At 53.9% G+C, this 17,758-nt stretch carries 31 protein-coding genes and 1 pseudogene; 2 read left to right on the top strand and 30 right to left on the bottom strand.

Annotated features, from left to right (window positions below; translation table 11 throughout):
* Positions 1-223 precede the first annotated feature (223 nt).
* A pseudogene (locus AB5Y71_RS15915) lies at positions 224-334 on the top strand (gamma carbonic anhydrase family protein); the annotation flags it as partial.
* A gap of 243 nt (positions 335-577) precedes the next feature.
* Here the strand turns inward: AB5Y71_RS15915 and rplQ are convergent.
* The 28 genes from rplQ to rpsJ all read right to left on the bottom strand — a co-directional run bounded on the left by rplQ (position 578) and on the right by rpsJ (position 14,201).
* Positions 578-961, bottom strand: a complete 384-nt coding sequence (gene rplQ / locus AB5Y71_RS15920; RefSeq protein ID WP_005307999.1) for a 50S ribosomal protein L17 — start codon at positions 959-961, stop codon at positions 578-580.
* Between the two features lie 43 nt (positions 962-1,004).
* Positions 1,005-1,994 carry a DNA-directed RNA polymerase subunit alpha gene (gene rpoA / locus AB5Y71_RS15925; RefSeq protein ID WP_005307997.1) on the bottom strand — a complete coding sequence of 330 codons (990 nt, stop codon included), beginning with the start codon at positions 1,992-1,994 and terminating at the stop codon, positions 1,005-1,007.
* A gap of 25 nt (positions 1,995-2,019) precedes the next feature.
* On the bottom strand, positions 2,020-2,640 hold the full coding sequence (gene rpsD, locus AB5Y71_RS15930; RefSeq protein ID WP_005340600.1) for a 30S ribosomal protein S4: 621 nt from the start codon (positions 2,638-2,640) through the stop codon (positions 2,020-2,022).
* Positions 2,641-2,679: 39 nt separating this feature from the next.
* A complete protein-coding gene (gene rpsK / locus AB5Y71_RS15935; protein WP_005307993.1) occupies positions 2,680-3,069 on the bottom strand; it encodes a 30S ribosomal protein S11 in 390 nt (129 codons plus the stop codon).
* Positions 3,070-3,083: 14 nt separating this feature from the next.
* Entirely contained in the window at positions 3,084-3,440 is a 357-nt protein-coding gene (gene rpsM, locus AB5Y71_RS15940; RefSeq protein ID WP_005307991.1) for a 30S ribosomal protein S13, read from the bottom strand.
* Positions 3,441-3,579: 139 nt separating this feature from the next.
* Entirely contained in the window at positions 3,580-3,693 is a 114-nt protein-coding gene (gene rpmJ / locus AB5Y71_RS15945) for a 50S ribosomal protein L36 (protein WP_005319705.1), read from the bottom strand.
* A gap of 27 nt (positions 3,694-3,720) precedes the next feature.
* Positions 3,721-5,049: a preprotein translocase subunit SecY gene (secY, locus tag AB5Y71_RS15950; RefSeq protein ID WP_005340602.1), complete on the bottom strand. Its 1,329-nt coding sequence runs from the start codon at positions 5,047-5,049 to the stop codon at positions 3,721-3,723.
* An 8-nt stretch (positions 5,050-5,057) separates the two neighbouring features.
* Positions 5,058-5,495, bottom strand: coding sequence for a 50S ribosomal protein L15 (rplO, locus tag AB5Y71_RS15955; protein ID WP_005340604.1), 438 nt, complete (start codon positions 5,493-5,495; stop codon positions 5,058-5,060).
* 2 nt (positions 5,496-5,497) lie between these two features.
* Entirely contained in the window at positions 5,498-5,677 is a 180-nt protein-coding gene (gene rpmD, locus AB5Y71_RS15960) for a 50S ribosomal protein L30 (protein ID WP_005307985.1), read from the bottom strand.
* A 6-nt stretch (positions 5,678-5,683) separates the two neighbouring features.
* Positions 5,684-6,184: a 30S ribosomal protein S5 gene (gene rpsE, locus AB5Y71_RS15965; RefSeq protein ID WP_005340605.1), complete on the bottom strand. Its 501-nt coding sequence runs from the start codon at positions 6,182-6,184 to the stop codon at positions 5,684-5,686.
* 14 nt (positions 6,185-6,198) lie between these two features.
* The gene (gene rplR / locus AB5Y71_RS15970; protein ID WP_005340606.1) at positions 6,199-6,552 is read right to left on the bottom strand and encodes a 50S ribosomal protein L18; all 354 of its coding nucleotides are present in this window, start codon (positions 6,550-6,552) and stop codon (positions 6,199-6,201) included.
* 9 nt (positions 6,553-6,561) lie between these two features.
* Positions 6,562-7,095: a 50S ribosomal protein L6 gene (gene rplF / locus AB5Y71_RS15975; protein ID WP_005340607.1), complete on the bottom strand. Its 534-nt coding sequence runs from the start codon at positions 7,093-7,095 to the stop codon at positions 6,562-6,564.
* A gap of 13 nt (positions 7,096-7,108) precedes the next feature.
* Positions 7,109-7,501: a 30S ribosomal protein S8 gene (rpsH, locus tag AB5Y71_RS15980; protein ID WP_005307980.1), complete on the bottom strand. Its 393-nt coding sequence runs from the start codon at positions 7,499-7,501 to the stop codon at positions 7,109-7,111.
* 21 nt (positions 7,502-7,522) lie between these two features.
* A complete protein-coding gene (gene rpsN, locus AB5Y71_RS15985; RefSeq protein WP_005340609.1) occupies positions 7,523-7,828 on the bottom strand; it encodes a 30S ribosomal protein S14 in 306 nt (101 codons plus the stop codon).
* 10 nt (positions 7,829-7,838) lie between these two features.
* Positions 7,839-8,378, bottom strand: coding sequence for a 50S ribosomal protein L5 (rplE, locus tag AB5Y71_RS15990; RefSeq protein ID WP_005331162.1), 540 nt, complete (start codon positions 8,376-8,378; stop codon positions 7,839-7,841).
* Between the two features lie 13 nt (positions 8,379-8,391).
* On the bottom strand, positions 8,392-8,709 hold the full coding sequence (gene rplX / locus AB5Y71_RS15995; protein WP_005307977.1) for a 50S ribosomal protein L24: 318 nt from the start codon (positions 8,707-8,709) through the stop codon (positions 8,392-8,394).
* An 11-nt stretch (positions 8,710-8,720) separates the two neighbouring features.
* Positions 8,721-9,089: a 50S ribosomal protein L14 gene (gene rplN / locus AB5Y71_RS16000; RefSeq protein ID WP_005307975.1), complete on the bottom strand. Its 369-nt coding sequence runs from the start codon at positions 9,087-9,089 to the stop codon at positions 8,721-8,723.
* A gap of 147 nt (positions 9,090-9,236) precedes the next feature.
* On the bottom strand, positions 9,237-9,485 hold the full coding sequence (gene rpsQ, locus AB5Y71_RS16005; RefSeq protein ID WP_005307966.1) for a 30S ribosomal protein S17: 249 nt from the start codon (positions 9,483-9,485) through the stop codon (positions 9,237-9,239).
* Complete coding sequence (gene rpmC / locus AB5Y71_RS16010) at positions 9,485-9,676, bottom strand: 50S ribosomal protein L29 (RefSeq protein ID WP_005307965.1); 192 nt, start codon at positions 9,674-9,676, stop codon at positions 9,485-9,487. The genes rpsQ and rpmC overlap by 1 nt, the downstream gene beginning before the upstream one ends.
* A complete protein-coding gene (rplP, locus tag AB5Y71_RS16015) occupies positions 9,676-10,089 on the bottom strand; it encodes a 50S ribosomal protein L16 (protein WP_005340612.1) in 414 nt (137 codons plus the stop codon). Before rplP ends, rpmC begins: the two co-directional genes overlap by 1 nt.
* A gap of 13 nt (positions 10,090-10,102) precedes the next feature.
* The gene (gene rpsC, locus AB5Y71_RS16020) at positions 10,103-10,816 is read right to left on the bottom strand and encodes a 30S ribosomal protein S3 (protein WP_005307962.1); all 714 of its coding nucleotides are present in this window, start codon (positions 10,814-10,816) and stop codon (positions 10,103-10,105) included.
* A 3-nt stretch (positions 10,817-10,819) separates the two neighbouring features.
* Positions 10,820-11,164 (bottom strand): 50S ribosomal protein L22, encoded by a 345-nt coding sequence (gene rplV, locus AB5Y71_RS16025; RefSeq protein ID WP_005319741.1) that lies wholly within the window; start codon positions 11,162-11,164, stop codon positions 10,820-10,822.
* A 10-nt stretch (positions 11,165-11,174) separates the two neighbouring features.
* Positions 11,175-11,453: a 30S ribosomal protein S19 gene (gene rpsS, locus AB5Y71_RS16030; RefSeq protein WP_005307960.1), complete on the bottom strand. Its 279-nt coding sequence runs from the start codon at positions 11,451-11,453 to the stop codon at positions 11,175-11,177.
* 22 nt (positions 11,454-11,475) lie between these two features.
* On the bottom strand, positions 11,476-12,297 hold the full coding sequence (gene rplB / locus AB5Y71_RS16035; protein WP_005340614.1) for a 50S ribosomal protein L2: 822 nt from the start codon (positions 12,295-12,297) through the stop codon (positions 11,476-11,478).
* 15 nt (positions 12,298-12,312) lie between these two features.
* On the bottom strand, positions 12,313-12,612 hold the full coding sequence (gene rplW / locus AB5Y71_RS16040) for a 50S ribosomal protein L23 (RefSeq protein WP_342690021.1): 300 nt from the start codon (positions 12,610-12,612) through the stop codon (positions 12,313-12,315).
* Positions 12,612-13,217: a 50S ribosomal protein L4 gene (gene rplD / locus AB5Y71_RS16045; RefSeq protein ID WP_005340616.1), complete on the bottom strand. Its 606-nt coding sequence runs from the start codon at positions 13,215-13,217 to the stop codon at positions 12,612-12,614. The genes rplW and rplD overlap by 1 nt, the downstream gene beginning before the upstream one ends.
* Before the next feature lie 17 nt (positions 13,218-13,234).
* Complete coding sequence (rplC, locus tag AB5Y71_RS16050; RefSeq protein ID WP_005340620.1) at positions 13,235-13,867, bottom strand: 50S ribosomal protein L3; 633 nt, start codon at positions 13,865-13,867, stop codon at positions 13,235-13,237.
* Between the two features lie 22 nt (positions 13,868-13,889).
* Positions 13,890-14,201: a 30S ribosomal protein S10 gene (gene rpsJ, locus AB5Y71_RS16055; RefSeq protein ID WP_005307944.1), complete on the bottom strand. Its 312-nt coding sequence runs from the start codon at positions 14,199-14,201 to the stop codon at positions 13,890-13,892.
* Positions 14,202-14,555: 354 nt separating this feature from the next.
* Between rpsJ and AB5Y71_RS16060 the strand changes: the two genes are divergently transcribed.
* Entirely contained in the window at positions 14,556-15,470 is a 915-nt protein-coding gene (locus AB5Y71_RS16060; RefSeq protein ID WP_108613250.1) for a DMT family transporter, read from the top strand.
* 37 nt (positions 15,471-15,507) lie between these two features.
* On the opposite strand, the gene envZ is transcribed toward AB5Y71_RS16060, so the two are convergent.
* Positions 15,508-16,818: a two-component system sensor histidine kinase EnvZ gene (gene envZ / locus AB5Y71_RS16065; RefSeq protein WP_144715631.1), complete on the bottom strand. Its 1,311-nt coding sequence runs from the start codon at positions 16,816-16,818 to the stop codon at positions 15,508-15,510.
* Positions 16,815-17,537, bottom strand: coding sequence for a two-component system response regulator OmpR (gene ompR / locus AB5Y71_RS16070; RefSeq protein ID WP_005340625.1), 723 nt, complete (start codon positions 17,535-17,537; stop codon positions 16,815-16,817). The genes envZ and ompR overlap by 4 nt, the downstream gene beginning before the upstream one ends.
* Between the last annotated feature and the right edge of the window lie 221 nt (positions 17,538-17,758).

Consider the following 17,758-nt stretch of genomic DNA (forward strand, 5'->3'; position numbering starts at 1 on the left):
AGGGCTTTTCGAGGTTATCGACGAGGTTGTTTGCGTTACCGCTTGCCCTGTCGATGGAGGCGCATTATAGGGAACAGATTCTTTCTGGCAACCCCCTATCTGCAATAAAATTGCAAAAAACAGCACTTTTTTAGTTATTCATATCCAGACACAGCTTTTATACAAACTTATCCACAGAAACCAGTGCGAGATTGCTAGAATGGCCGAAAACAAGGAGGCCAAGATGGACTTGCGACTGAGACCCTACAAGGGAAAATGCACGCAACTGGGCAAAGTAGTATATGTAGATCCCTGCGCGACACTGGTGGGCGATATCGAACTGGCCGATGATGCTAAATGAACAGGGCAAGCAATTAACTCTTCCGCTAGGCTCTGGGACAACTCTTAGTTCTTATATTCTTATATAGAAGAAGAGGTTGAATGGTAAGTTGAGGCAGTTGAGGCAGTTGAGGCAGTTGAGGCAGTTGAGGCAGTTGAGGCAGTTGAGGCAGTTGAGGCAGTTGAGGCAGTTGAGGCAGTTGAGGCAGTATCAGAATTCATTAAAAGAAAAGCCGGGACAAGCCCGGCTTTTTCTTTATCACTCAGCAGCTGCTTCAGCAGCGGCCGGGCGGTCTACCAGCTCAATGTAAGCCATTGGGGCGTTGTCGCCAGCACGGAAACCGCATTTCAGAATGCGAGTATAACCGCCGGCGCGCTCCAGGTAGCGCGGGCCCAGTTCATTGAACAGCTTAGCCACGATCGCGTTGTCGCGAGTGCGGGCAAATGCCAGACGACGATTAGCAACGCTATCAGTCTTGGCAAGGGTGATCAGCGGTTCAACTACACGACGCAGCTCTTTTGCCTTAGGCAGAGTCGTCTTGATGATCTCATGACGAACCAGGGAGCTGGCCATGTTGCGGAACATAGCCTGACGATGGCTGCTGTTCCGGTTCAGTTGACGACCACTCAAACGATGGCGCATGACCTTATCCTTCTAACTAAATCTGTGAAACCCGTAATCTGGATTACTCGTCAGCGATGCTGGCGGGCGGCCAGTTCTCAAGGCGCATGCCAAGAGACAGACCACGGGAGGCCAACACGTCCTTGATCTCAGTCAGGGACTTCTTACCGAGGTTAGGAGTCTTCAGCAACTCAACTTCGGTACGCTGTACCAGATCACCAATATAGTGGATAGCTTCTGCCTTCAGACAGTTCGCAGAACGAACTGTCAGCTCCAAATCATCGACAGGACGTAGCAGAATCGGATCAAACTCGGGTTTCTCTTCTTTCTTCTCGGGCACGCTGACATCGCGCAGATCCACGAAGGCTTCCAGTTGCTCTGCCAGGATAGTGGCAGAACGACGGATGGCTTCTTCAGGATCCAGGGTACCATTGGTCTCCATGTCGATGACCAGCTTGTCCAAGTCGGTACGCTGTTCCACACGTGCTGCCTCAACATTGTAGGCAATACGAACGATGGGGCTGAACGCGGAGTCCAACAGCAGGCGACCAATAGGACGCTCTTCATCATCGTTGTGAACACGAGCAGAAGCAGGCACATAACCACGACCGCGCTGAACTTTCAGGCGCATGCTGATTTCAGCATTGGCACCTGTCAGGTGGCAGATTACGTGCTCCGGGTTTACGATCTCGACTTCATCACCGTGAGTGATATCACCAGCGGTAACGGGGCCTGTTCCAGACTTGGTCAGGGACAGAGTTACCTCGTCCTTGCCTTCCAGCTTCACAGCGATACCTTTCAGGTTGAGCAGGATTTCAAGAATGTCTTCCTGTACACCTTCTTTGCTGCTGTACTCATGCAGTACCCCGTCAATTTCGACTTCAGTAACTGCACAACCGGGCATAGATGACAGCAAAATACGACGCAGGGCGTTGCCCAGCGTGTGACCAAAGCCACGCTCGAGTGGCTCAAGAGTCACTTTCGCATGAGTCGGGCTAACTTGCTCGATGTCAACTAGCCGCGGTTTAAGAAAATCTGTTACAGAACCCAGCATTGTGTCCTCTCTTTAGAAGCTAGCTTTACTTGGAGTAAAGCTCGACGATCAGCTGTTCGTTAATGTCGGCAGACAGGTCGGAACGCTCTGGCAGACGCTTGAAAGCACCTTCCATTTTAGCGGCGTCAACCTCTACCCAAGTCGGCTTCTCACGCTGACCAGCAACTTCCAGGGAAGCTTTGATACGCGCTTGCTTCTTAGCCTTCTCACGAACGCAGATCACGTCCTCAGGGGAAACCTGGAAAGAAGGAATGTTCACAACGCGACCGTTTACCATGATGGCCTTGTGGCTCACCAGCTGACGAGATTCAGCACGGGTAGCGCCGAAGCCCATACGGTAAACAACGTTGTCCAAACGACCTTCCAGCAGCTGCAACAGGTTTTCACCGGTGTTACCCTTTTGACGGGCAGCGTCGCGGTAGTAGTTGCGGAACTGTTTTTCCAATACGCCGTAGATACGACGAACTTTTTGTTTCTCGCGCAGCTGAACACCGTAGTCGGACAGACGCGCTTTACGCGCACCGTGCTGACCAGGGGCGGTGTCAATCTTGCACTTAGAATCAATCGCACGAACACCTGACTTCAGGAAGAGGTCGGTGCCCTCACGACGGCTAAGCTTAAGCTTAGGACCGATATATCTTGCCATCTTCTTTCTCCAACAATCCTAGACCAAGTAGCTACAGCGTTATACGCGGCGCTTCTTGGGAGGACGACAACCGTTGTGCGGGATCGGAGTCACATCAGTAATGTTAGTGATGCGGAAACCAGCCGCGTTCAGGGCGCGGATGGAAGACTCACGACCGGGACCCGGACCTTTGACCATGACTTCCAGGTTCTTGACGCCATATTCTTTGGCCATCTCACCAGCGCGCTCGGCAGCTACCTGAGCAGCGAACGGGGTGGACTTACGAGAACCACGGAAACCGGAACCACCAGAAGTAGCCCAAGACAGAGCATTGCCCTGACGGTCAGTAATGGTCACGATTGTGTTGTTGAAAGATGCATGAACGTGCGCAATACCGTCGCTCACTTGCTTTTTAACGCGCTTGCGAGCACGAGTCGGAGTTTTAGCCATTTTCTACCTTCCCGTTACTTCTTGATAGCCTTGCGCGGACCCTTGCGGGTACGAGCGTTGGTCTTGGTACGTTGACCACGAACAGGCAGGCTACGACGGTGACGCAAACCACGGTAGCAACCCAGATCCATCAATCGCTTGATGTTCATGGAAATCTGACGACGCAGGTCACCTTCAACGGTGAATTTACCTACTTGTTCACGCAGACTCTCGATCTGAGCTTCGTCCAGGTCTTTAATTTTCACATTCTCAGCGATACCGGCTGCGGCACAGATGGCCTTGGAGCGGGTACGACCGACGCCATAAATCGCAGTCAAAGCGATGACTGCATGCTTATGGTCAGGAATGTTAATGCCAGCGATACGGGCCACTATTCACTCCTACATATAGTAGATTACGACCACCACAAAGCCCGTGAGCGGATACGTGGCGGTCAACCAATACACAACAAAAGTTGGCTGGCTATATTAGCCAGCACAACTATTTGTTGCAAGTACTAACCGTAAAAAATTAGCCTTGGCGCTGTTTATGCTTTGGCTCGCTGCAAATCACACGCACCACACCGTGACGCTTGATGATTTTGCAGTTACGGCAGATTGCCTTAACGGAAGCACGAACTTTCATTGCTTAACTCCGTAACTACGCCGACCTTTAGCGGCCGTAGCCCTTCAGGTTGGCCTTCCTCAGGACGTCGCCATATTGATGAGACATCATATGGGTTTGTACCTGAGCCATGAAGTCCATGATAACAACCACGATAATCAGCAGCGAAGTGCCACCGAAGTAGAACTGTACGTTCCAGGCAGTCATCAAGAACTGGGGTACCAGACAGATAAAGGTTATATAGAGCGCACCTGCCAATGTCAGGCGAGTCATAACCTTATCGATGTAACGTGCTGTCTGCTCGCCCGGGCGAATCCCCGGGATAAAGGCTCCACTCTTCTTCAGATTATCTGCTGTCTCGCGGGGGTTGAACACCAGCGCGGTATAGAAGAAGCAGAAGAAGATAATGGCTGCTGCATACAGCATCTCGTAAAGCGGTTGACCCGGCTGCAGGACCATAGAGACCTGTTGCAGGATATCAGCTACTTTACCCTCACCCTGACCAAACCAAGAAGTAATGGTCCCTGGGAAGAGGATGATACTGGATGCGAAAATCGCAGGAATCACACCAGCCATATTCACTTTCAACGGCAGATGTGTGCTTTGCGCGGCAAATACCTGGCGGCCTTGTTGACGCTTGGCATAGTTAACGACGATACGACGCTGACCACGCTCCACGAACACCACAAAGTAAGTCACTGCGAAAACAATCAAGCCCAGCAACAACAACAGCAGGATGTGCAATTCCCCTTGACGTGCCTGTTCGGCCGTAGCGCCAATGGCATGCGGCAGACCAGCAACGATACCTGTGAAAATAATCAACGAGATACCATTACCAATCCCACGCTCGGTAATCTGCTCACCCAACCACATCAAAAACATGGTACCGGTGACCAGACTCACAACCGCTGTGAAATAGAAGCCTAGACCCGGATTAGTCACGAGTCCATGCATCATATTCGGCAGACCGGTTGCAATACCAATGGCCTGGAAAGTTCCCAAAACCAGCGTGCCCCAACGGGTATATTGGCTAATCTTGCGACGGCCGGATTCACCTTCTTTCTTGAGTTCAGCAAGAGCGGGGTGAACCACTGTCAGCAGCTGGATAATGATCGATGCCGAAATGTACGGCATGATCCCCAACGCAAGAATAGAAGCACGCGAGAGTGCACCACCACTGAACATGTTGAACATCTCAATGATGGTGCCCTTCTGTTGCTGGAACAACTCGGCCAGTACGGCGGCGTCAATACCAGGAATCGGCACATAAGAGCCTGCACGGAAAACGATAATCGCCCCGAGAACGAAGAGCAGACGGCTCTTCAGTTCACTCAGACCACCCTGTGCTTTAACATCCAATCCTGGTTTCTTAGCCATTGTACTGATTATTCCTCGATTTTACCGCCAGCGGCCTCGATGGCTGCGCGTGCACCTTTGGTGACGGACAGACCACGAACGGTCACAGCACGGTCAATGTTGCCTGACAGAACAACTTTAGCGAACACGATGTTCTTAGTAACAACACCGGCTTGCTTCAGAGTGCTCAGGTCGACCACATCACCTTCTACCAGGGCGATTTCGTTCAGACGCACTTCGGCAGAAACCAAAGATTTGCGAGAGAAGAAACCGAACTTCGGCAGACGGATTTTCAAAGGCATCTGGCCGCCTTCGAAACCGTTGCGGACTTTGCCGCCACCGGAACGAGAGGTTTGGCCTTTAACACCACGACCACCAGTCTTGCCCAGGCCGGAGCCGATACCACGACCACGACGTTGTTTTTCAGGCTTGGAACCAGCGGCCGGAGACAGAGTGTTCAGACGCATGCTTAGCCCTCCACCTTAACCATGTAATAAACCTGGTTGATCATGCCGCGTACGCAAGGAGTATCTTCCAGCTCAACGGTGTGACCAATGCGACGCAGACCCAGACCACGCAGAGTCGCCTTGTGCTTTGGCAGACGGCCGATAGAGCTGCGAGTTTGAGTTACTTTTACAGTGTTAGCCATGTCGCATTACCCCAGAATTTCTTCAACGCGCAGACCACGCTTGGCAGCGATCTGTTCCGGTGATTGACCGTGAACCAGAGCGTCTACAGTAGCGCGAACAACGTTGATTGGGTTGGTGGAACCGTAGGTCTTGGCCAGCACGTTGTGGATACCGGCAACTTCCAGAACAGCACGCATGGCGCCGCCTGCAATGATACCAGTACCTTGGGAGGCCGGCTTCATGAACACGGTGGAGCCAGAGTGAACACCACGCACCGGGTGGTGCAGAGTGCCGTTGTTCAGCTCAACCTTGTTCAGGTTACGCTTAGCCTGTTCCATTGCTTTTTGAATAGCAGCCGGAACTTCACGGGCTTTACCGTAACCGTAACCTACACGGCCGTTACCATCACCCACCACGGTCAACGCGGTGAAGGACATGATACGACCACCTTTAACAGTTTTCGAAACACGGTTTACTGCAATGAGCTTTTCTTGCAGTTCGCCGGCTTGAGATTCGACTTTAGCCATCTTCGACTCCTAGCTTAGAACTGAAGACCAGCGTCACGTGCGGCAGCTGCCAGGGCAGCGATGCGACCGTGATACTTGAAACCGGAACGATCGAAAGATACGTTCTGAACGCCTTTGGCAATAGCACGCTCAGCGATAGCTTTACCTACAGCGGTAGCAGCATCTGCGTTACCGGTGTATTTCAGAGCTTCACTGATGGCTTTCTCTACTGTGGAAGCAGAGGCCAGAACTTCGGAACCGTTGGCTGCAATAACCTGCGCATAGATATGACGCGGGGTACGGTGAACAACCAGACGGGTAGCTCCCAGTTCCTGCATCTTTTTCCGAGCACGAGTAGCACGACGGAGACGAGCTGCTTTCTTGTCCATAGTGTTACCTTACTTCTTCTTAGCTTCTTTAGTACGCACTTGCTCGTTGGCATAGCGTACACCCTTGCCCTTGTAGGGCTCCGGAGCGCGGTAAGCACGGATATCGGCGGCGACTTGGCCAACCAGCTGCTTGTCGACGCCACGCAGAACGATTTCTGTAGCAGTCGGGCACTCAGCGGTCACACCAGCCGGCAGCGCATGCTCTACCGGGTGAGAGAAGCCCAGAGCCAGCGCAACAGCATTGCCCTTGATGGAGGCTTTATAACCTACACCAACCAGCTGCAGCTTGCGCTCGAAGCCTTGGGTAACACCGATTACCATGTTGTTGACCAATGCACGGGCAGTACCGGCCTGAGCGTCAGCACCAGCGATGCTGCCGCGCGGGGCGAACTTCAGTACATTGTCTTCTTTGGTCACTTCTACACCGGCGTGAATAGAGCGAACCAGAGAACCTTTACCACCTTTGATGGTCAGTTCTTGGCCGTTCAGAGTCACCTCTACGCCAGCAGGAATAGTGACGGGTGCCTTAGCAACACGAGACATTTCCTACCTCCTATTAAGCGACGTAGCAGATGATCTCACCGCCCATGCTTGCTTTGCGAGCAGCACGGTCAGTCATCACACCTTTAGACGTGGACACGATAGCAACACCGAGACCGCCCATAACTTTCGGCAGATCAGTAGTGCGCTTGTAAATACGCAGGCCTGGACGGCTCACGCGTTGGATCAGTTCTACAACTGGCTTGCCCTGGAAATATTTCAGTTCAATTTCCAGTTCCGGCTTCACGTCACCAGCTACGGAGTAGCCAGCGATGTAACCTTCTTCTTTCAGCACTTTGGCGATAGCCACTTTCAGCTTGGAAGAAGGCATGGAAACCGCAACTTTGCTCGCCGCCTGACCGTTACGGATGCGGGTCAGCATATCCGCGATCGGATCTTGCATGCTCATAAGTCTAACTCCCGAGATTCGTTACCAAGAAGCCTTCTTCAGGCCCGGAATTTCGCCCTTCATGGCATGCTCACGCACCTTGATGCGAGACAGGCCAAACTTGCGCAGGAAACCGTGCGGACGACCAGTAATATTGCAACGGTTACGCTGGCGGGACGGACTGGAATCACGGGGCAGCTGTTGCAGTTGCAGTACAGCATCCCAACGCGCTTCTTCAGAAGCGTTCATGTCAACGATGATAGCTTTCAGCTCGGCACGCTTGGTCGCGTACTTGGCTACCAGCTTGGCACGCTTTGCTTCGCGCGCTTTCATGGATGTTTTAGCCATAACCCTAACCTTACTTGCGGAATGGGAAGTTAAAGGCAGCCAGCAGAGCACGGCCTTCTTCATCGGTATTCGCGGAAGTGGTGATGGTGATATCCAGACCACGGACGCGATCGACTTTGTCATAGTCGATTTCCGGGAAGATGATCTGCTCACGCACGCCCATGGAGTAGTTACCACGACCATCGAACGCTTTAGCGTTCAGGCCACGGAAGTCACGGATACGCGGTACGGAGATGCAGATCAGCCGTTCCAGGAACTCCCACATACGCTCGCCACGCAGGGTTACTTTACAACCTATCGGGTAGCCTTCACGAATCTTGAAGCCCGCAACAGATTTGCGAGCTTTGGTGATCAGCGGCTTCTGACCGGAAATGGCAGCCATATCGGCAGCAGCATTTTCCAGCAATTTCTTGTCAGAGATCGCTTCACCAACACCCATGTTCAGGGTGATTTTCTCGATCCGAGGGACTTGCATGATAGTCTTGTAACCGAACTGCTTGGACAGTTCATTTACTACATCGGATTTGTAGTAATCATGCAGTTTCGCCATCGTTAAACTCCAATTACTTCACAAGTTCGCCGGTGGATTTGAAGAAACGGACTTTTTTGCCGTCTTCAATCCGGAAACCAACGCGGTCAGCTTTGCCAGTGGCAGAGTTGAACAGCGCTACGTTTGATACATCGATGGGGGCTTCTTTGGTGACGATACCGCCAGCCTGACCCAGTGCGGGTACCGGCTTCTGGTGTTTCTTCACCTGGTTGATGCCTTCCACGATTACCTTACCTTTTGCAATCAGGACTTGAGTGACTTTGCCACGCTTGCCCTTGTCTTTGCCGGTAAGAACAATCACTTCGTCTTCGCGACGGATTTTAGCTGCCATCGTTCGACTCCTTACAGTACTTCGGGTGCCAGGGACACAATCTTCATGAACTTCTCATTACGCAGTTCACGGGTCACCGGGCCAAAAATACGAGTACCGATTGGCTGTTGGTTGTTGTTAAGCAACACAGCCGCATTGTTGTCGAAACGGATGACAGAGCCGTCCGGACGACGAACGCCTTTACGGGTGCGTACGACCACCGCGTTATACACATCACCTTTCTTCACTTTACCGCGAGGAATGGCTTCCTTGATGGAAACCTTGATGATGTCGCCGATGCCGGCGTAACGGCGGTGCGAGCCACCCAGAACCTTAATACACATTACACTGCGAGCGCCGGAGTTGTCGGCAACACCCAGCATACTTTGCATCTGGATCATCTTAGTGCTCCGCTTTGTTTACTTCTTATCCCTAATGGGATCTGGCTGCCTTCAAAAGGCGCGAAACTATAACACAGGATTTTCAGAAAAGGTAGCCTAAAAAACAAACGGCCCCTGAAAGGGGCCGCTTGGACTACAAAGTACCGATTAGGCCTTTTCTACAACGGCAACCAGGGTCCAGGACTTGGTCTTGGACAGCGGGCGGCATTCGCGGATTTCCACGAGGTCGCCAGCTTTGCACTCGTTGTTTTCGTCATGTACGTGCAGCTTGGTAGTGCGCTTGATGATCTTACCGTAGATCGGGTGCTTTACCTTGCGCTCGATAGCAACAGTGATGGACTTGTCCATCTTGTCGCTGATTACACGACCTTGCAGAGTACGGATCTTGTCAGTCATTACGCACCTGCCTTCTCAGTCAGTACAGTCTTGATACGTGCGACGTCACGACGCACTTGTTTCAGAGTGTGAGTCTGAGCCAGCTGGCCGGTGGACGCTTGCATGCGCATGTTGAATTGCTCACGCAGCAGGCCCAGCAGCTCCTGGTTCAGTTCTTCGACGCTCTTTTGACGCAGATCTTGGGCTTTCATCACATCACCGTCTTAATTACGAAAGTGGTCTGAACAGACAGCTTAGCTGCGGCCAGGGCAAACGCTTCACGCGCCAGAGCCTCAGGTACACCGTCCATCTCGTACAGAACCTTGCCAGGCTGGATCGGGCAAACCCAGTATTCCACGTTACCCTTACCTTTACCCATACGAACTTCGAGGGGCTTTTCGGTGATGGGCTTGTCCGGGAACACACGGATCCAGATCTTACCTTGACGCTTAACGTGACGGGTCATGGCACGACGGGCTGCTTCGATTTGACGAGCAGTCAGTTGACCACGGGATGTCGCCTTCAGGCCAAAGGTACCGAAGGATACTTCGTTACCAGAGGTGGCCAGACCGCGGTTACGACCCTTGTGGGTCTTGCGGAATTTAGTACGCTTAGGTTGCAACATTTACCGAATCTCCTTACTTAGCAGCGCGGCGCTTGTTGTCACGCTTGGGCTTTGCAGGAGCTTGCTCTTGAGCAGCGGCAGCGTTAACAGCAGCCAGACCGCCCAGAACTTCGCCCTTGAAGATCCAAACTTTAACGCCGATCACACCGTAAGTGGTGTGGGCTTCAGAAGTTGCGTAGTCGATGTCGGCACGCAGGGTGTGCAACGGCACACGACCTTCACGGTACCATTCGGTACGCGCGATTTCAGCGCCGCCCAGACGACCGGAAACTTCCACTTTGATGCCCTTGGCACCCAGGCGCATTGCGTTCTGTACGGCGCGCTTCATAGCACGACGGAACATTACACGACGCTCCAGCTGGGAAGTGATGCTGTCGGCAACGAGTTTGCCATCCAGCTCCGGCTTGCGGACTTCGGAAATGTTGATCTGAGCAGGCACGCCAGCAATAGTGGCTACAGCTTTGCGCAGCTTCTCAACGTCTTCGCCTTTCTTACCGATGACAACACCCGGACGAGCGGTGTGAATGGTCACACGGATGCTCTTGGCCGGACGCTCAATGGTGATCTTGGACAAGGACGCGTTTTTCAGTTCCTTGGTCAGGAACTGGCGTACTTGAAAATCGCTGTACAGGTTGTCAGCGAAGTCTTTGGTGTTCGCGAACCAGGTAGAATTCCAAGGCTTGGTAATACCCAGGCGAATGCCATTAGGATGTACTTTCTGACCCATTGCTTATCTCCCAGCCTTAGCGTCGGATACCACTACAGTGATGTGAGCGGTACGCTTGAGGATACGATCCGCACGACCTTTGGCACGCGGACGGATGCGCTTCATGGAGGGACCTTCGTCGACCATGATAGTAGCAACACGCAGCGCGTCGATATCGGCGCCTTCGTTGTGCTCAGCGTTTGCAATGGCAGATTCCAGCACTTTCTTAACCAGCACTGCAGCCTTTTTCGGGCTGAAGGTCAGGATATTCAGAGCCTTGTCTACGGACAGACCACGTACTTGATCGGCTACCAGACGAGCTTTCTGGGCAGAAGTACGGGCATAACGGTGTTTAGCGATAGCTTCCATCATTTATCCCTTAGCGCTTCTTAGCCTTCTTATCAGCAGCATGGCCGCGATAAGTACGAGTCGGTGCGAATTCACCCAGTTTGTGACCGATCATTTCTTCGGTAACGAAAACCGGAACGTGCTGACGACCATTATGGACAGCGATGGTCAAACCGATCATGTTCGGGATGATCATTGAACGACGGGACCAGGTTTTAACCGGCTTTTTATCCCCGCTTTCCACCGCTTTCTCTACCTTCTTCAGCAAGTGCAGGTCAATAAATGGACCCTTCTTGAGAGAACGTGGCATGGTGATTCCTCTATGTTAACAATTACTTGTTACGACGACGTACGATGTACTTGTCGGTACGCTTGTTCTTACGGGTCTTGAAGCCTTTAGCCTTCTGGCCCCATGGGGACACAGGCTGCATGCCCTTGTTACGACCCTCACCACCACCGTGCGGGTGGTCAACCGGGTTCATCGCCATACCGCGAACGGTCGGACGAATACCACGCCAGCGGTTTGCACCGGCTTTACCCAGTTGACGCAACATGTGCTCGGAGTTACCGACTTCACCGATGGTAGCGCGGCACTCGGCCAGAACTTTACGTACTTCGCCGGAACGCAGACGCAGAGTTACATAGTTACCTTCACGAGCCAGGATCTGGATGAAAGTACCAGCGGAACGAGCCAGCTGGGCACCTTTACCAGGCTTCATCTCTACAGCGTGAACGGTAGAACCAACCGGGATGTTGCGCATCGGCAGGGCGTTACCTACCTTGATGGCTGCATCAGCACCAGAAGCGATCGCGTCACCAGCTTTCAGGCCTTTCGGAGCCAGGATGTAACGACGCTCACCGTCTGCATACAACACCAGAGCGATGTTAGCGGTACGGTTCGGATCGTATTCCAGGCGCTCTACTTTAGCCGGGATACCGTCTTTGTCGCGCTTGAAGTCGACGATACGGTAGTGCTGCTTGTGACCACCACCGATATGACGGGTAGTGATACGGCCGTTGTTGTTACGACCACCGGACTTGCTTTTGCTGTCCAGCAGAGCGGCGAAGGGCTTGCCCTTGTACAGCTCTTGATTGACGATCTTGACGACGTGGCGGCGGCCCGGAGAAGTAGGCTTGCACTTAACGATTGCCATTTTTGAGAACTCCTCTTACTCGGCTGCGCCCATGAAGTCGATGTCCTGACCAGCTTTCAGGGTTACATAAGCCTTTTTCCAATCGGAACGACGGCCTACGCGTGCACCTGCGCGCTTGGTCTTACCCTTCATGTTCAGGGTACGGACGGTCTCAACTTCGACCTCGAACAGTTTCGCAACTGCAGCTTTGACTTCCGCCTTGGTAGCATCAACAGCAACTTTGAACACGATAGTGTTCTGCTTTTCTGCAACCATGGTGCTCTTTTCAGAGATGTGCGGAGCCTTCAGAACTTTCAGCAGACGCTCTTCACGGATCATGCCAGCATCTCCTCGATTTGCTTAACTGCGTCAGCAGTCATCAGAACCTTGTCGAAAGCGATCAGGCTGACCGGGTCGATACCGGCAACGTCACGCACGTCAACTTTGTACAGGTTGCGAGCAGCCAGGAACAGGTTCTCATCGACTTCAGCAGTCACGATCAGAACGTCAGTCAGTTCCATTTCTTTCAGCTTGGCGATCAGTTCTTTGGTCTTCGGAGCTTCGATGCCGAACTTCTCAACAACGATCAGGCGCTCTTGACGTACCAGCTCGGACAGAATGCTACGGATAGCGCCGCGGTACATCTTCTTGTTTACTTTCTGGCTGTGATCTTGCGGCTTAGCAGCAAAAGTCACACCACCGGAACGCCAGATGGGCGAACGGATGGAGCCAGCACGGGCACGACCAGTACCCTTCTGACGCCACGGCTTTTTGCCGCCACCAGACACTTCAGAGCGAGTCAGCTGCGCACGAGTACCCTGACGGGCACCAGCGGCATATGCAACGACGACCTGGTGAACCAGAGCTTCGTTGAATTCGCGCCCGAAGGTAGTCTCGGAAACTTCAAGAGCGCTCTTGGCGTCTTTCATTACCAATTCCATTACTATCTCCTCAGACGTTACGCTTTGACGGCAGGTTTGACGATCACGTTGCCGTTGGTTGCACCCGGTACTGCACCTTTGATGAGCAGCAGGTTGCGTTCAGCGTCAACACGAACCAGTTCCAGGTTCTGAGTCGTTACACGCTCAGCACCCATGTGACCAGCCATCTTTTTGCCCTTGAATACACGACCCGGAGTCTGGTTCTGACCGATAGAACCCGGAACGCGGTGAGACAAGGAGTTACCGTGGGTCATATCCTGGGTGCGGAAGTTGTGGCGCTTAACAGTACCAGCAAAGCCCTTACCTTTGGATGTGCCGGTAACGTCTACCAGCTTAACGTCAGCGAGAAGATCTACTTTCAGCTCGCTACCAACAGTGAAAGTTTCACCGTTGTTCAGGCGGAATTCCCACAGACCGCGACCGGCTTCTACACCAGCTTTGGCGAAGTGGCCAGCTTCCGGCTTGGTCACACGGCTGGCTTTCTTGGCGCCAGTGGTAACCTGAATAGCGTTGTAGCCGTCGGTTTCTACAGATTTGACCTGAGTTACACGGTTAGCTTCAACTTCGATAACAGTCACCGGGATAGAAACGCCATCTTCAGTGAAGATGCGAGTCATACCCACTTTGCGACCTACAAGACCGATTGTCATTGTTATCAACCTCTTTCCGTAATTAACCCAGGCTGATCTGGACGTCTACACCAGCTGCCAGATCCAGACGCATCAGGGCGTCTACGGTCTTGTCAGTCGGCTCAACGATGTCTACCAGACGCTTGTGAGTGCGGATCTCGTACTGATCACGCGCATCTTTGTTGACGTGCGGGGAGATCAGGACGGTGAAGCGCTCTTTGCGAGTCGGCAGCGGAATAGGACCGCGAACCTGCGCGCCAGTGCGCTTAGCAGTTTCAACGATTTCCGCAGTGGATTGATCAATCAGGCGATGATCAAAAGCCTTCAGGCGGATACGGATTCTTTGGTTCTGCATTGACAGAGCTCCAATAGATAAAAGAACATAAATCAACACCGCCCGACCGAGATTTCTCCCGCCAGAGGTGTGATTTTTCACGTTTCCCCCCATATCGGGAGGACTGTATGGCTGGCTCCTGTAAACAGGAAACTCAGCAGCAGACATATCGTCTGGCTTACCTCATGGGTAAGCGGAGGGGATTATACGGATTTTTCAAATTTGCGCAAGGGAGAGCGAACAGATTGTGCGCAGTTTTATGTGACAGATGGATCTCGCCTGCGGCAACCACTCTGTGCCAACACCCAGGTAACGACAATGTTACAAGCAGACTGGTAGACTGTGCGCTTGCCTCTGTCAGTGGAACGACATCCCATGCTCAAAGATCAAAAGAAAGCCTATCAGTATGGCCTTTGCGCCGTTGCCCTCTGGTCGACGGTCGCCACAGCCTTCAAGATCTCCCTCGCCTATTTCGAACCTGTGCAACTGTTGCTTGTGGCCGCCTTCACCTCGACTCTCACGCTGACAGCCGTCGTCGCCAAACAGGGCAAACTGCCGCTGCTGGGGAGCTACATCAAGGCCCGCCCTTTCTACTACCTGACTCTGGGCGTGCTGAATCCCTTTCTCTATTACCTGTTGCTGTTCAAAGCCTATGATCTGCTGCCTGCCCAGCAGGCACAGACCCTCAACTACACCTGGGCCATTACCCTCAGTCTGCTGGCCGTACCCTTCCTCGGCCAGAAGCTGCGTCGGCGTGATGGCGTCGCTATCGTGCTGGGGTATTTTGGCGCGCTGGTAATCGCCACCAGAGGGGATGTATTCGGCCTCCAGTTCGACAGCCCCCTCGGCGTGACGCTGGCGCTGGTCTCGACCCTCATCTGGGCCAGCTACTGGATCCTCAACACCCGTAATCAGGGCGATCCCATTGTCAGCCTGTTGCTCGGCTTTATGATCAGCCTGCCTTTTATCGTCGTTGCAACCTGGTTGCTCTCCGATTTTGCCATGACCGCCTGGCAGGGATGGGCTGGAGCCATCTATGTGGGACTGTTCGAAATGGGCTTCGGTTTCGTGCTCTGGCTGATGGCGCTGCGCCATGCCACCAACACGGCCCCCATCAGCAACCTCATCTTTATCTCGCCGTTTGCCTCACTGGTGCTGCTCAACCTGTTGATCGGCGAAGCCATCCATCCGGCCACCCCCATCGGGTTGGCGCTCATCGTTGCCGCCCTGCTGATCCAGCAGCTCAAGTACGGTAAACGCTATCGTGCATCAGCCGAAACCAAGAGCTGACCATGCAGAAGGGCGTATCCACGGATACGCCCTTCTCTCAATCCATCCACTCCTGTGGCTGATGTTTTGGCAGCCGCATCTCGACCAGCAAGCCGCCGAGATCCGAACTTCCCAACCGGATAGTGCCATGGTGCTGGGCGACTATCTTGGCCACGATGGCCAACCCCAGCCCACTACCGCCGACGGTCCGCGCCACATTCCCCTGAGTAAACGGCTTGAGCACCCGGGAGTAGTCCTGCTCTGGAATCCCGGGGCCATCATCGGATAGGCGCAGGCGCACCCAGTGCCCGTCGTCCTTGAGCTCGGCATGCAAGCGGCCCGCCCCGTAACGCTGCGAGTTGCTTGAGAGGTTATTCAACACTCGCCGGATACTGACCGGATTGCAGGCCACCCGCACCGCCTCTTGCGGCAGCGCCAGATCGACCTCCAGCCCCTGCTCCGAGTAGATCAGCAAGGTATCGTGCACCAGTTGGGTCAGATCGATCGGCTCCAGATCCTGCCCTTCATCCGGGCGGATGTAGTCGATGAACTGATCGATGATGGCATTGGACTCATCGATATCGGCGTTGATGCTCTCCTTGAGGTACTCGTCACCGGAGGACATCATCTCGGTGGCCAGCCGGATGCGGGTCAGCGGGGTACGCAGATCATGGGAGACCCCCGCCATCATCAGGTTACGCTCTTCGATCAGGCTCTTGATGGAGTGCGACATATGGTTAAAGGTGCGGGTCAGCCGCCGCACCTCCCTTGAGCCCAGCTCCCCCAGCGCCTCAGGGAAATGGCCCCTGGCAACAGCAACGGCACCAGCCTCGAGATCCTCGAGCGGGCGCACCAACTGCCGGGCAAAGCGCCAGGCCGCAAACAGGGTGATCACCAGCAGCACGCTCAGATAGATGATGAGGGGTTCGATATCGTCATCTTCAATCTCGGTCAGCGGGATCCGCACCCAGATTTTGCTGGCCTGGGGCGGCTGGATCCAGATGATGTAGTGATCCTGGATCTCGACCCGCACCTTGGCCGGGCCACCCAGTTCGCGACTGATGTTCTCCTCCAGATAGGGGTATGGCTTGGCATCGTTGAAGCCATGCTGCACCGCCTCGCTCTGGGTATAGATATCGGTACCCGTCGTCACATAAACCAGCGCCTCGGCATCTTCGCTCAGCGCCAGTTGTTCCGTGTTGACCGGAAAGATCAGCTTGACCTGATTGGCCAGCAAGTGACTGATCTGCTTGACGGTTGGCGCCAGCAGATAGTTGTAGAAGGTGACGTAAGAGACTGCTTGATAGACCACCAAAACGGCAGCCAGAAACCAGAGCATGCGCGAGAACATGCTGCCGACCTTTTTCATGCACCGTCACCATCTGGCACGAACACATACCCCAGACCCCAGACGGTCTGCAGGTAGCGGGGCTGGGCCGGATCCTGTTCCAGCAGGCGGCGCAGGCGAGAGACCTGTACGTCAATACTGCGCTCGGTGGCGGTGTATTCGCGGCCACGAGCCAGATTCATCAGCTTGTCGCGGGAGAGCGGCTCGCGCGGATGGCTGACCAGCACCTTGAGCACCGCAAATTCACCGCTGGTGAGCGCCATCGGCTCGCCATCCCGACTCAGCTCGCGGGTCGCGAGATTGAGTTGAAAAGCTCCGAAGTTGACCACCTTTTCTGCAGCAGAGGGAGCCCCCGGCAGCTCGACGGTATGGCGGCGCAGCACGGCACGGATCCGCGCCAGCAGTTCGCGGGGGTTAAACGGCTTGGGCAGATAGTCATCAGCCCCCATCTCGAGCCCGACGATGCGATCCACTTCATCTCCCTTGGCGGTGAGCATCAGCACCGGGATCTGGTTGCCAGCTTCCCGCAGGCGGCGGCAGATGGAGAGCCCATCCTCCCCCGGCAACATCAGGTCGAGCACCATCAGGCTGAAATTTTCACGAGTCAGCAAGCGATCGGCCTGCTCGCCATTGGCCACGCCGCGCACTACGAATCCCTGCTCGGTGAGATAGCGTTCCAACAGGGAACGTAATTTCAGGTCATCGTCCACGACCAGGACCTTGTATTGCTGCTGACTCATTGCTTTGCCTCTTCATTCTTTAGCTGCCCCCAATACTAGGGGGGGATATAGCGGGAGCAAAGCACAAATATGTTACCGGTTATTACCCTTCCCGAGAGCGTGACGGCCATCAAGTCAATGCGCTGGCCAGCGACTCCCTGAATGGCGCCAGCCGAGCCATCACGATTTCCCTCGACAGCAAGAGGACAAAAGCTAATATTCCCGAGCAGTTAGCGATGAAT

The organism is Aeromonas sp. R9-2 (assembly GCF_040908025.1).
Lineage (GTDB): Bacteria > Pseudomonadota > Gammaproteobacteria > Enterobacterales > Aeromonadaceae > Aeromonas > Aeromonas veronii.

Excerpts from the sequence above, each read along its gene's own strand:
- rpsE (WP_005340605.1), bottom strand. The coding sequence starts at position 6,184 with ATGGCTAAAGTCGAATCTCAAGCCGGCGAACTGCAAGAAAAGCTCATT.
- rplX (WP_005307977.1), bottom strand. The coding sequence starts at position 8,709 with ATGGCAGCTAAAATCCGTCGCGAAGACGAAGTGATTGTTCTTACCGGC.
- rplO (WP_005340604.1), bottom strand. The coding sequence starts at position 5,495 with ATGCGTCTGAACACTCTGTCTCCGGCCGCTGGTTCCAAGCCTGAAAAA.
- rpsN (WP_005340609.1), bottom strand. The coding sequence starts at position 7,828 with ATGGCTAAAACATCCATGAAAGCGCGCGAAGCAAAGCGTGCCAAGCTG.
- rplV (WP_005319741.1), bottom strand. The coding sequence starts at position 11,164 with ATGGAAGCTATCGCTAAACACCGTTATGCCCGTACTTCTGCCCAGAAA.
- rplP (WP_005340612.1), bottom strand. The coding sequence starts at position 10,089 with ATGTTGCAACCTAAGCGTACTAAATTCCGCAAGACCCACAAGGGTCGT.
- rplR (WP_005340606.1), bottom strand. The coding sequence starts at position 6,552 with ATGGACAAGAAAGCAGCTCGTCTCCGTCGTGCTACTCGTGCTCGGAAA.
- rpmD (WP_005307985.1), bottom strand. The coding sequence starts at position 5,677 with ATGGCTAACACTGTAAAAGTAACTCAAACTCGCAGCTCTATCGGCCGT.
- rpsD (WP_005340600.1), bottom strand. The coding sequence starts at position 2,640 with ATGGCAAGATATATCGGTCCTAAGCTTAAGCTTAGCCGTCGTGAGGGC.
- rplB (WP_005340614.1), bottom strand. The coding sequence starts at position 12,297 with ATGGCAATCGTTAAGTGCAAGCCTACTTCTCCGGGCCGCCGCCACGTC.
- rpmJ (WP_005319705.1), bottom strand. The coding sequence starts at position 3,693 with ATGAAAGTTCGTGCTTCCGTTAAGGCAATCTGCCGTAACTGCAAAATC.
- rplF (WP_005340607.1), bottom strand. The coding sequence starts at position 7,095 with ATGTCTCGTGTTGCTAAGGCACCCGTCACTATTCCTGCTGGCGTAGAG.
- AB5Y71_RS16060 (WP_108613250.1), top strand. The coding sequence starts at position 14,556 with ATGCTCAAAGATCAAAAGAAAGCCTATCAGTATGGCCTTTGCGCCGTT.
- rplN (WP_005307975.1), bottom strand. The coding sequence starts at position 9,089 with ATGATCCAGATGCAAAGTATGCTGGGTGTTGCCGACAACTCCGGCGCT.
- rpsS (WP_005307960.1), bottom strand. The coding sequence starts at position 11,453 with ATGCCACGTTCTCTCAAGAAGGGTCCATTTATTGACCTGCACTTGCTG.
- rplE (WP_005331162.1), bottom strand. The coding sequence starts at position 8,378 with ATGGCGAAACTGCATGATTACTACAAATCCGATGTAGTAAATGAACTG.
- rpsK (WP_005307993.1), bottom strand. The coding sequence starts at position 3,069 with ATGGCTAAAACTCCGACTCGTGCTCGCAAGCGCGTTAAAAAGCAAGTG.
- envZ (WP_144715631.1), bottom strand. The coding sequence starts at position 16,818 with ATGAAAAAGGTCGGCAGCATGTTCTCGCGCATGCTCTGGTTTCTGGCT.
- rpoA (WP_005307997.1), bottom strand. The coding sequence starts at position 1,994 with ATGCTGGGTTCTGTAACAGATTTTCTTAAACCGCGGCTAGTTGACATC.
- secY (WP_005340602.1), bottom strand. The coding sequence starts at position 5,049 with ATGGCTAAGAAACCAGGATTGGATGTTAAAGCACAGGGTGGTCTGAGT.
- rpsQ (WP_005307966.1), bottom strand. The coding sequence starts at position 9,485 with ATGACTGACAAGATCCGTACTCTGCAAGGTCGTGTAATCAGCGACAAG.
- rpsC (WP_005307962.1), bottom strand. The coding sequence starts at position 10,816 with ATGGGTCAGAAAGTACATCCTAATGGCATTCGCCTGGGTATTACCAAG.
- rplQ (WP_005307999.1), bottom strand. The coding sequence starts at position 961 with ATGCGCCATCGTTTGAGTGGTCGTCAACTGAACCGGAACAGCAGCCAT.
- rplD (WP_005340616.1), bottom strand. The coding sequence starts at position 13,217 with ATGGAATTGGTAATGAAAGACGCCAAGAGCGCTCTTGAAGTTTCCGAG.
- rpsJ (WP_005307944.1), bottom strand. The coding sequence starts at position 14,201 with ATGCAGAACCAAAGAATCCGTATCCGCCTGAAGGCTTTTGATCATCGC.
- rpmC (WP_005307965.1), bottom strand. The coding sequence starts at position 9,676 with ATGAAAGCCCAAGATCTGCGTCAAAAGAGCGTCGAAGAACTGAACCAG.
- ompR (WP_005340625.1), bottom strand. The coding sequence starts at position 17,537 with ATGAGTCAGCAGCAATACAAGGTCCTGGTCGTGGACGATGACCTGAAA.
- rpsH (WP_005307980.1), bottom strand. The coding sequence starts at position 7,501 with ATGAGCATGCAAGATCCGATCGCGGATATGCTGACCCGCATCCGTAAC.
- rplC (WP_005340620.1), bottom strand. The coding sequence starts at position 13,867 with ATGACAATCGGTCTTGTAGGTCGCAAAGTGGGTATGACTCGCATCTTC.